Origin of the sequence: Streptomyces sp. NTH33, from assembly GCF_003236365.1 — a bacterium.
Taxonomy (GTDB): Bacteria; Actinomycetota; Actinomycetes; order Streptomycetales; family Streptomycetaceae; genus Streptomyces.
In genome coordinates this window covers 1-9491 of record NZ_POTZ01000281.1, presented here as the reverse complement: position 1 = coordinate 9491, position 9491 = coordinate 1, and the positions used below count along the sequence as shown (strand labels likewise).

Below are 9491 nucleotides of genomic sequence, written 5' to 3'. Positions count from 1 at the left end.
GGGTTGGGCTGGGATGGGATGTGAGGCATGGGGCTTGGAATGTGACTGCCTCAAGCCCCTGACCAACAACAACCGGCGGCTGCACCACCGCCGTGATCACCGGTGCCGTCATCATGGCGGTCGCCGTCGCGACGTCGTTCCTCATCTCCAAGCCGGTGGCAGTGGAAGCGCGTTGAGCGCACCCGCCGCGCCGGGAGGCTGAGAGAAGGACAAGAACGCAGCGCGGCACGCGGCTGCCCGCACCGGATCGTACGGGCGGACGCGTGCCGCGCTCCTTCTCCTTCTCCGCGACGGCCGTGTGAGGTGCCCCGATGCGATCTCGGGCGGAACGGTCAGGTCCGGTTCCGCTCAAGGGCTGTGACGAACCCGGACCATGCGTTGCGCGTGAACGCGAGCTGGGGGCCGCCGCGTTCCTTGGAGTCCCGTACGTGTATGGCGGTCACGTCGGCGGCGACCTCGACGCACGCACCTCCTTCACCGCTGCTGTACGTGCTCTTGAACCAGCTGAGCCGTGTGGGCTGTTCGGTGTTCATCGGTCTCCCAGCATCTTCTCGATCAGGGTCAGTGACTCTTCTGGCGTGAGCGCCTGTGCTCTGATGCTGCCGTAGCGTGCGGCAAGGATACGTACCTCATCCGGATCCGTGATCAGGCGACTGATGTGCTGGACCTCCAGGTACGCCACTTGGGGCTTGCCCTTTGGGGTGAGCAGGATGAACGGTCCGCCCAGGCTGGAATGTTCCTTGCGTTCCATCGGCAGCACCTGAAGCTCCACACTGCGTAGCCCGCCGAACCTCAGCAGGGCTTCGAGTTGTTCCCGATGAACGTCCCATCCGCCGAGTGGGCGGCGCAACACGGATTCCTCGATGGTGAAGGTCGTGAACGGCGGAGGCCAGCGGTTGAAGATCTGCTGGCGGTCCAGCCGAGCGGTCACGCGCTGTTCGACGGTCACCTCGTCCAGCAACGGCTGCCGGGCCCCGAACACCACCCGCGCGTGAGCTTCAGTTTGCAGGAGCCCGGGAACAGCGAGTGAGCTGTAGTCGTGGAGCTCAACCGCCTCCGCCTCCAGCCGCGCATAGTCCTTGAACCATTCAGGATGCCGCACCCGCCGCCGTGTCTTGGCCCGCTCCACGTCCTCCGCCGCGGACTCCAGCAGGCCCCCGCACGCCAGCAACCGGTCCACCGCTACCAGCAGTTCAGGCTGCGGGGTTCACCGGGCCCGCTCGACGGAGGAGATGGTCTCCTCGCCGTACCCGACCCGGTCGCCCAGCTCCTTCTGGCTCAGCCCGGCCCGTTCCCGGGCGACCTTGACCTGCCGGCCAAGGGCCCGAAACAGATCCGCGACCTCGTCGGTACCGTCCGTCTCGCTGCCCGTGGGAGCCCCCGTGCCCGGCTGCGCTGTCATGCCGTACCACCACCCAGTCTTCCGTGTACGGAGGACGAACCGGCGAAGCCTTGGCCAGGACACGGCCGTACGCCCGTACATCACACCGTCCGCACCGGGACAGTCACCTTGCGTACCGTCCCGTGTGCTCCACACGGTAGGCAAATTCGGTCACCCTCGGTGAGGTGAACCAGGAAACCGTCACCGCATCCGGTGAGCCGACCATCGCCGTGGGCCACTTCCGCACCACATTCCCCACCACCGCGCGGGGCGCGCACACCGCCCGCCATGCCGCCGAGCGCTGGCTCACCACGCAACAGGGATGGCCGGAGGCCGTCGCCGACGACGACAGCACGGCCACGGCCTCACTCCTCATCGCCGAACTGACCGCGAACGCCGCCCTGCACGGCCGGGTGCGGGGCAGGAATGCACGCCTCGCCCTCACCCTGACGCCCACCATCCTCCGTATCGAGGTCACCGACGCGCGAGGCGAACGTCCGCCTGTGCCGACGCCGGACCCCGACGCGGACGGTGAGTCCGGGCGGGGGTTGCTCCTTGTCGCCTCACTCGCCGACGCCTGGGGTTGCGAACCACACCGTCCGGGCGGCAAAACGGTCTGGGCCGAGTGCGTTCGGCAGGCTGGGTAGGCCGGGGAGCTGCGCCCGCCTGGGACCATCCCCGCATGTGTGGGGATGGTTCCGCCTTGGGCTTGCCTTGCATCCCGTATGGGGCGCCCCACCGTAGTTCGCGGAGTGGGCGGCGTCCTGGCCCGCCACCCGGCCGGCCGCCGCGGCCGGCCCCGCGCCGCGCCGTCAGTAGCCCGCGCCGATGCGGCGCCAGCGGCGGCCGCTGGTGCCTGGTTCGGTGGGGTGGGTGGGGACGCGGCTGCGGTAGAGGACGTAGGGACGCCACAGGTACCACAGGGGGTAGCTCCAGGCGTGGACCAGCCGGGTGAAGGGCCAGACGGCGAGGATGGCCCAGGCGGCGGTGGCGTGGACCTGGTAGATCAGCGGTGCGTGGGAGATGGCGTGGACGTCGGGGTCGCCGGCGAACAGGCCGCGGAACCACAGTGCCACGCTCCGGCGGTAGTCGTAGCCGCTGCCGAACAGGTTGATCCCCATGGTCGGGATGATGCCCAGCACGATCACAATGGCGAGCAGGATCAGGGCGATCCAGTCGACCGGGCTGGTGGTGGCCCGGACCCGGGGTACCGCGGTGCGGCGGAGGGCGAGCACCGCCACACCGGCGATGACGGCCAGCGCGGCGACGGTGCCGCCGATGGAGGAGAACCAGCGGTAGGTGTTCTCCGGGATGCCGAGCCACCGGGTGAACGACTCGGGGACGAGGATGCCCAGGACGTGTCCGATGATCGCGGCGAAGGTGCCGTAGTGGAACAGCGGTCCGCCCCACTTCAGGAGTCTGCGCTCCTGCAGCTGGGTGGAGCGGCTGGTCCAGCCGAACCGGTCGTAGCGCCAGCGCCAGACGTGGCCGACGACGAAGGTGACGAGGGCGAGGTAGGGCAGGATGACCCACCACCACAGGTCCCAGGAGCTCATCGGCGGTCTCCGATCGTAGCTGCGGTTCCGGTTGCGGTTCCGGTCAGGAATTCGGGTGGGGCGAAGGGTTCGAGGCCCACGTGCTCCAGGCCGAGGTGTTCCTCGGGCGGGCCCTCGGCGGTCAGTCGGCGCAGCGTCTCGCGTTGCCGGCGGTCCGGGCTCGGCAGGCGGTCGCAGAGGGCGTCCAGGAGGGGTGCGTGGGGGTCGGTGTGTTCGTGCAGGGCCTGCCGGAGCATCTCCAGTCCGGCCCGGCACTGCAGGAGGATCCGGTGGCCGGGTTCGGGGGCGAGGGCGGCGAACTCCAGGATCAGCGGCAGGTGGTCGGGCAGTTCGCTCTCGGGCGGTTCGTGGCCGGCCTGGCGGTAGGTGTGCTTGAGGGCGAGCAGGGCCATGCCGCGGGCGCGGGTGTCGCCGTGGCGGTAGTACGTCAGGTACAGGCAGCGGCGACGGGTGTGGTCGAAGGTCGCGACGTAGGCCTGCGCGGCCTCGGTGGGGGTGAGGCTCCGCAGCCGGTCGGTGAACGTGGTCAGGCGGAGCCGGTCGGCCGGGTCGCCGATCGCGGGGATCGCGGCCGTGACGTCGTCGAGCAGGGACAGCGTGCGGGGGTCGGGGTAGCGCAGCAGGATCGAGGTGATCCGGTGCAGCAGCGGGGTGTCGGCGCGGCGGTGGGCGCGGTGGTGGGCGCGGCGGAGGTTCCTCACCGGCCCGCTCCCTTACCGAACCCACCGGACTCGCCGAATTCACCGGACTCACCGGACTCGCTGGAACCGCCGGAACCGCCGAACAGGCCGGGGGCCGGAGCCGTGCCGTTCCAGCCGAGGAGGTTGAAGCGGACCCGGCCGTCGCTGTCGCGGAACCGGCTGCCGCCGCCCGGCGCCGACAGCCCCGGAAGCCGTGGCGGCGCGCCGGACAGTGTGTCCTGGGTGTGCGCCCCGCTGTCCGCGGCGCCGCCCGGGTAGTCCAGGGAGCAGTGCTGGGCCATCAGCGCGCCGGACCCCTCGGCGTGCACCTTCGGGATGACGTAGCGGTCGTCGTACTTGGCGATGGCCAGCAGCCGGTAGAGGTCCTCGACGTCCAGCGCGCTCATGCCGACCGTGTCCAGCAGCTCCTCGTCGACCGGGTCGCCCAGCTGCACCCCGCGCATGTGCGCGCGCATCGCGGTCAGCTTGCGCAGCACGCCCGCGACGACCGCGGTGTCGCCCGCGGTGAACAGGTTCGCCAGGTACGCCATCGGGATGCGCAGCGACTCGATGGCGGCGAACACCCGGTCGGGGTCGGCCTCGTCGTAGCCGGTGGCGTGCACGGCGTCCGTCACGGGCGACAGCGGCGGGACGTACCAGACCATCGGCATCGTCCGGTACTCCGGGTGCAGCGGCAGCGCCACCCGGTGCCGCTTGATCAGGGAGTAGACGGGGGAGCGCTGGGCGGCCTGGATCCAGTCGTGCGCGATGCCGTCGCGTTCGGCCGCGGCCAGGACGTCGGGGTCGTTCGGGTCGAGGAAGACCGACAGCTGCGCCTCGTACAGGTCCTTGTCGTCCTTGACCGAGGCGGCCTTCAGGACGGCGTCGGCGTCGTACAGCATCACGCCGAGGTGGCGCAGCCGGCCCACGCAGGTCTCCGAGCAGATGGTGGGCTGGCCGGCCTCGATCCGCGGGTAGCAGAAGGTGCACTTCTCGGCCTTGCCGGTGCGGTGGTTGAAGTAGACCTTCTTGTACGGGCAGCCCGAGACGCAGAACCGCCAGCCGCGGCAGCGGTCCTGGTCAACCAGGACGATCCCGTCCTCCTCCCGCTTGTACATCGCCCCGGACGGGCAGGAGGCCACGCAGGAGGGGTTGAGGCAGTGCTCGCAGATCCGCGGCAGGTAGAACATGAACGCCTGCTCGAACTCCATCCGCACCTGCTCGGACAGGCCCTCCAGATTCGGGTCGGCGGCGGCGTACGCGGCCGCTCCGGCCAGGTCGTCGTCCCAGTTCGGGCCGTGCACCGGGCGCATGTCACGGCCGGTGAGCTGCGACTTGGGCCGTGCGCTGGGGAAGGAGTCGGACAGCGGGGCCGTGACGAGCCTCTCGTAGTCGTAGGTCCACGGCTCGTAGAAGTCGTCCAGGGAGGGCAGTTCGGGGTTGTAGAAGATGGTCGCCAGCTTGCGCAGCCGGCCGCCGGCCTTCAGGTTCAGCCTGCCGCGGCGGCCCAGCTCCCAGCCGCCCTTCCACCGCTTCTGGTCCTCGTAGCCGCGCGGGTAGCCCACGCCGGGCTTGGTCTCGACGTTGTTGAACCAGATGTACTCGGCTCCCGGCCGGTTGGTCCAGGTCTGTTTGCAGGTGACCGAGCAGGTGTGGCAGCCGATGCACTTGTCGAGGTTCATCACCATCGCCACCTGGGCCATACAACGCCCGACGGTGGCTTTGCCACGGGTCATCAGAACTGCACCTCCTGGCTGCGCCGCCGGATGACGGTGATCTCGTCGCGCTGGTTGCCGGTGGGACCGATGTAGTTGAACCCGTAGGAGAACTGGGCGTAACCGCCGATCAGGTGGGTCGGTTTGATCAGCAGTCTGGTGAGGGAGTTGTCGCCGCCGCCGTGCAGGCCGGAGGTCTCCGTTTTCGGTACGTTCAGATGCCGGTCCAGGGTGTGGTACATGAACACCGTGCCCTCGGGCATCCGGTGGGTGACCACCGCCCGGCAGGCCACCACACCGTTGCGGTTGTACGCCTCGATCCAGTCGTTGTCCGCCACGCCGATCCGCTCCGCGTCCAGCGGGCTCATCCAGATCACCGGGCCGCCGCGGAACAGCGTGAGCATGTGCAGGTTCTCCTGGTACTCGGAGTGGATGGACCACTTCGAGTGCGGCGTCAGGTAGCGCACCACCAGCTGCGGGGTGCCGTCGGCGGCGCGGGTGGGGTCGCCGAAGCGTGCGACCGTGTTCAGCGGCGGCCGGTAGACGGGCAGCTGTTCGCCGAACTCGGCCATCCAGTCGTGGTCGAGGAAGAAGTGCTGCCGCCCGGTGAGGGTGTGCCAGGGCGTGCGGCGTTCGACGTTGACGGTGAACGGCGAGTAGCGGCGCCCGCCGGACTCGGTGCCGGACCACTCCGCCGAGGTGATCACCGAGCGGGGCTGGATCCGGGTGTCGGCGAAGGTGATCCGGTCGCCGGAGCGCTCCTCGGCCAGGTCGGCGAGCTCCACCCCGGTCTTCTCCTCCAGCGCCTGGAGGGACTTGACCGCCAGGCGGCCGTTGGTGGTGCCGGACAGGGCCAGGATCGCCTCGCAGAACAGGTCGTCGCGGGCGAGGGAGGGCCGCCCGTCGCCGGCCCCGCCGCGCACCGTGCCGTTGGCGTGCCGCAGCAGGTCGATCTCCTGCTCCGGCTTCCACGTGACGCCCTTGGTGGAGGTGCCGAGCGTGTCCAGCAGCGGCCCGATCGCGGCCATCTTCTCGGCCACCGCCGCGTAGTCGCGCTCCACCACGACCAGCCTGGGCATGGTCTTCCCCGGCACCGGCTCGCACTCACCGGCCTTCCAGTCCCGCACCCGGCCGTGCGGCTGGGCCAGCTCGTCCGGCGTGTCGTGGGCCAGCGGCGCCGCGATCACGTCCCGGCGCACCCCCAGGTGGACGGCCGCCAGCTTCGAGAACTCGGCGGCGATGGTGTGGAAGACGTCGAAGTCGGTACGGGTCTGCCAGGGCGGTGCGATCGCCGGGCTGAAGGCGTGCACGAACGGGTGCATGTCGGTGGACGACAGGTCGTACTTCTCGTACCAGGTGGCGGCGGGCAGCACCACGTCGGAGAACAGGCAGGTGCTGGTCATCCGGAAGTCCACGGCCACCGACAGGTCGAGCTTGCCGACCGGCGCCCGATCGCGCCACACCACCTCGCGGGGGCGCAGGTCCGGCGGGGTCTCGGCGGCGGTGACCGCGTCGTCCGTCCCGAGCAGGTGCCGCAGCATGTACTCGTGGCCCTTCATGGAGGACGCGAACAGGTTGGCCCGCCAGATGGTCAGCACCCGGGGGAAGTTCGCCGGGTCGTCCGGGTCCTCGGCGGCGAACCGCAGCCGCCCCGCCCGGAGTTCGTCGACGATGTGCTCCGGCACCTGCTTGCCGGCCCGCTCGGCCTCGTCGCACAGGTCCAGCGGGTTGCGGTCGAACGCGGGGTGCGAGGGCATCCAGCCCAGCCGGGCGGCCAGCGCGTTGCAGTCCGGCAGGGTCCGCCCGGCGAGCCGGCCCGCGCCGAGCGAGCTCGTCAGGGCGTCGGCTGTGAACGCCTCGTAGCGCCACTGGTCCGTGGCCAGCCAGAACAGCGGTGTGCCCACCATGTGCCGGGTCGGGCGCTGCCAGTCCAGGCCGAACGCGAGATGGAACCAGCCGGTCAGCGGCCGCACCTTCTCCTGGCCGACGTAGTGCGCCCAGCCGCCGCCGTTGACGCCCTGGCAGCCGGTGAGCGTCAGCAGCGACAGGAACGCGCGGTAGATCTGGTCGGAGTGGAACCAGTGGTTCGTCCCCGCCCCCATCGCGATCATCGAGCGGCCCCGGGTCCGCTCCGCGTTCCGGGCGAACTCCCGGGCCACCCGCGCGGCGGCCCTCGCCGGCACCGAGGTGATCGCCTCCTGCCAGGCCGGTGTGCACGGGCTGTCCGCGTCGTCGTACCCCGACGGCCACACGCCGGGCAGCCCCTCGCGGCCCACCCCGTACTGGGCCAGCACCAGGTCGAACACCGTGGTCACCAGGTGCCCGCCGATCCGCAGCGCGGGCACTCCGCGCCGCACCGCCGAGCCGGACTCGCCGGGCCCGGTGTCGAACCTCGGCAGGTCCACCGCCACCGGCTCGCCGTCCGCCCGCCCGTACAGGGACAGCAGCGGATCGACCCCGTCCAGCTCCAGGTTCCACCGGCCGGTCCCGGACGGCGTCCACCGGAAGCCCAGCGACCCGTTCGGGACCACCGGCCCGCCGGTACGGGCGTCCAGCAGCACCGTCTTGAACGCGCCCGCCTCCCCGGACCATCCGGACAGGTCGGCGGCGGTGAGGAACTTCTCCGGTACGTACCCGCCGCCCTCGCGCTTCCTGAGCCGCACCAGGAACGGCAGGTCGGTGTAGCTCTTGGCGTACTCGGTGAAGTAGGGCACCTGCCGGTCGCGGTAGAACTCGGTGAGGATCACGTGCCCCATGGCCATCGCCAGCGCGCCGTCGGTGCCGGGCGCCGCCGCGAGCCAGTCGTCGGCGAACTTCGTGTGGTCCCCGTAGTCCGGCGAGACCACCACGACCTTCTGCCCCCGGTAGCGGGCCTCGGTCATGAAGTGCGCGTCCGGCGTGCGGGTGATCGGCAGGTTGGTGCCCCACACGATCAGATACCCGGCGTTCCACCAGTCGCCGGACTCCGGCACGTCCGTCTGGTCGCCGAACACCTGCGGGGAGGCCATCGGCAGGTCGGCGTACCAGTCGTAGAACGAGGAGATCGTCCCGCCGATCATCGACAGGAACCGCGTCCCGGCCGCGTACGAGGTCATCGACATCGCCGGGATCGGCGAGAAGCCGACGACACGGTCCGGGCCGTAGCGCTTCACCGTGTGCACGTGCGCCGCCGCGACCAGCTCGGTGACCTCCTGCCAGGTGCAGCGCACGAACCCGCCCTTGCCGCGCGCCCGCTTGTACACCGCTGAGCGCTCCGGATCCCCGGTCAGCCACGCCCACGCCTCGACCGGGTCCGCCGTCCGTGTCCTCGCCTCGCGCCACAGCTCCAGCAGCGGGCCGCGCACGTACGGGTAGCGGATCCGGGTGGGGGAGTAGGTGTACCAGGAGAACGACGCCCCGCGCGGGCAGCCGCGCGGCTCGTACTCCGGCGAGTCGGGGCCGACCGAGGGGTAGTCGGTGGCCTGGGTCTCCCAGGTGATCAGACCGTCCTTGACGTACACCTTCCACGAGCAGGAGCCGGTGCAGTTCACCCCGTGCGTGGAGCGCACCTCCCGGTCGTGCCGCCACCGCTCCCGGTAGAACTCCTCCGCGCCGCGGCCTCCCTCCCGGTACAGCACCCTCCCGTCCGGGGACTGCTCCCCGGGGAAGAAGAACTGCGCCGACCGCATCAGCCGCTCGGTCGCCTCACCCACCCGGTCGGTGCTCACGCCCTTCGCCTCCTGCCGTACGCCGCGGCTGTCCTCCGTGCCCTCCGGCAGACGATGCGGCCGCGGACGGTCACGGCGGCGGAGACCCGCCGGGCCAATCGAGTCATGCCGCCGTGAGCCGCCCGAGCACCCTGCACCGCACCCGGATGGCCCAAGCCCGCCTGCCGGTGGGGCTTCCGCGCTGATACGACGGAATCTGCACGACGTGGACGAGAACCAGGAGACGAGCAGATGACCGAGTCCGTCTACCACCCGGCCACCCCCGAGATCGGCGCCCGCCGGGCCCAGCTCGCCCCAGCGGTCGACGAGGCGTTCGAGAACTTCAGCCGCGCCGTGTTCGCCGAAGGGGCCCTGCCGGAGAAGACCAAGCAGCTGATCGCCGTGGCCGTCGCGCACGTCACGCAGTGCCCGTACTGCATCCAGGGGCACACCCGCCTCGCGCGGCGCAAAGG

7 protein-coding genes and 1 pseudogene are annotated in these 9491 nt (G+C 70.8%); 2 read left to right on the top strand and 6 right to left on the bottom strand.

All coding sequences use genetic code 11. From position 1 onward, the window contains the following. Window positions 1-332: 332 nt before the first annotated feature. Together C1I97_RS24060 and C1I97_RS24055 are read right to left on the bottom strand one after the other, a co-directional pair. Window positions 333-533 carry a DUF397 domain-containing protein gene (locus C1I97_RS24060; protein WP_111005267.1) on the bottom strand — a complete coding sequence of 67 codons (201 nt, stop codon included), beginning with the start codon at window positions 531-533 and terminating at the stop codon, window positions 333-335. Further along, window positions 530-1402: pseudogene (locus tag C1I97_RS24055) on the bottom strand (helix-turn-helix domain-containing protein). Before C1I97_RS24055 ends, C1I97_RS24060 begins: the two are co-directional and overlap by 4 nt. 164 nt (window positions 1403-1566) lie before the next feature. Between C1I97_RS24055 and C1I97_RS24050 the strand changes: the two are divergent. Next, on the top strand, window positions 1567-2028 hold the full coding sequence (locus tag C1I97_RS24050; protein ID WP_111005266.1) for an ATP-binding protein: 462 nt from the start codon (window positions 1567-1569) through the stop codon (window positions 2026-2028). Between the two features lie 165 nt (window positions 2029-2193). On the opposite strand, the gene narI is transcribed toward C1I97_RS24050, so the two are convergent. Genes narI through C1I97_RS24030 form a run of 4 tightly spaced genes read right to left on the bottom strand, consistent with a single transcriptional unit; the run spans window position 2194 to window position 9000 of the window. After that, entirely contained in the window at window positions 2194-2937 is a 744-nt protein-coding gene (narI, locus tag C1I97_RS24045) for a respiratory nitrate reductase subunit gamma (protein ID WP_111005265.1), read from the bottom strand. Continuing rightward, entirely contained in the window at window positions 2934-3638 is a 705-nt protein-coding gene (gene narJ / locus C1I97_RS24040; protein ID WP_111005264.1) for a nitrate reductase molybdenum cofactor assembly chaperone, read from the bottom strand. The genes narI and narJ overlap by 4 nt, the downstream gene beginning before the upstream one ends. Continuing rightward, complete coding sequence (gene narH / locus C1I97_RS24035; protein WP_111005263.1) at window positions 3635-5353, bottom strand: nitrate reductase subunit beta; 1719 nt, start codon at window positions 5351-5353, stop codon at window positions 3635-3637. The genes narJ and narH overlap by 4 nt, the downstream gene beginning before the upstream one ends. Next, window positions 5353-9000: a nitrate reductase subunit alpha gene (locus C1I97_RS24030; RefSeq protein ID WP_111005268.1), complete on the bottom strand. Its 3648-nt coding sequence runs from the start codon at window positions 8998-9000 to the stop codon at window positions 5353-5355. Before C1I97_RS24030 ends, narH begins: the two co-directional genes overlap by 1 nt. Before the next feature lie 270 nt (window positions 9001-9270). On the opposite strand from C1I97_RS24030, the gene C1I97_RS24025 reads away from it, so the two are divergent. After that, window positions 9271-9491: carboxymuconolactone decarboxylase family protein (locus tag C1I97_RS24025; RefSeq protein ID WP_181446884.1), on the top strand; the 221-nt coding region annotated here is incomplete at its 3' end.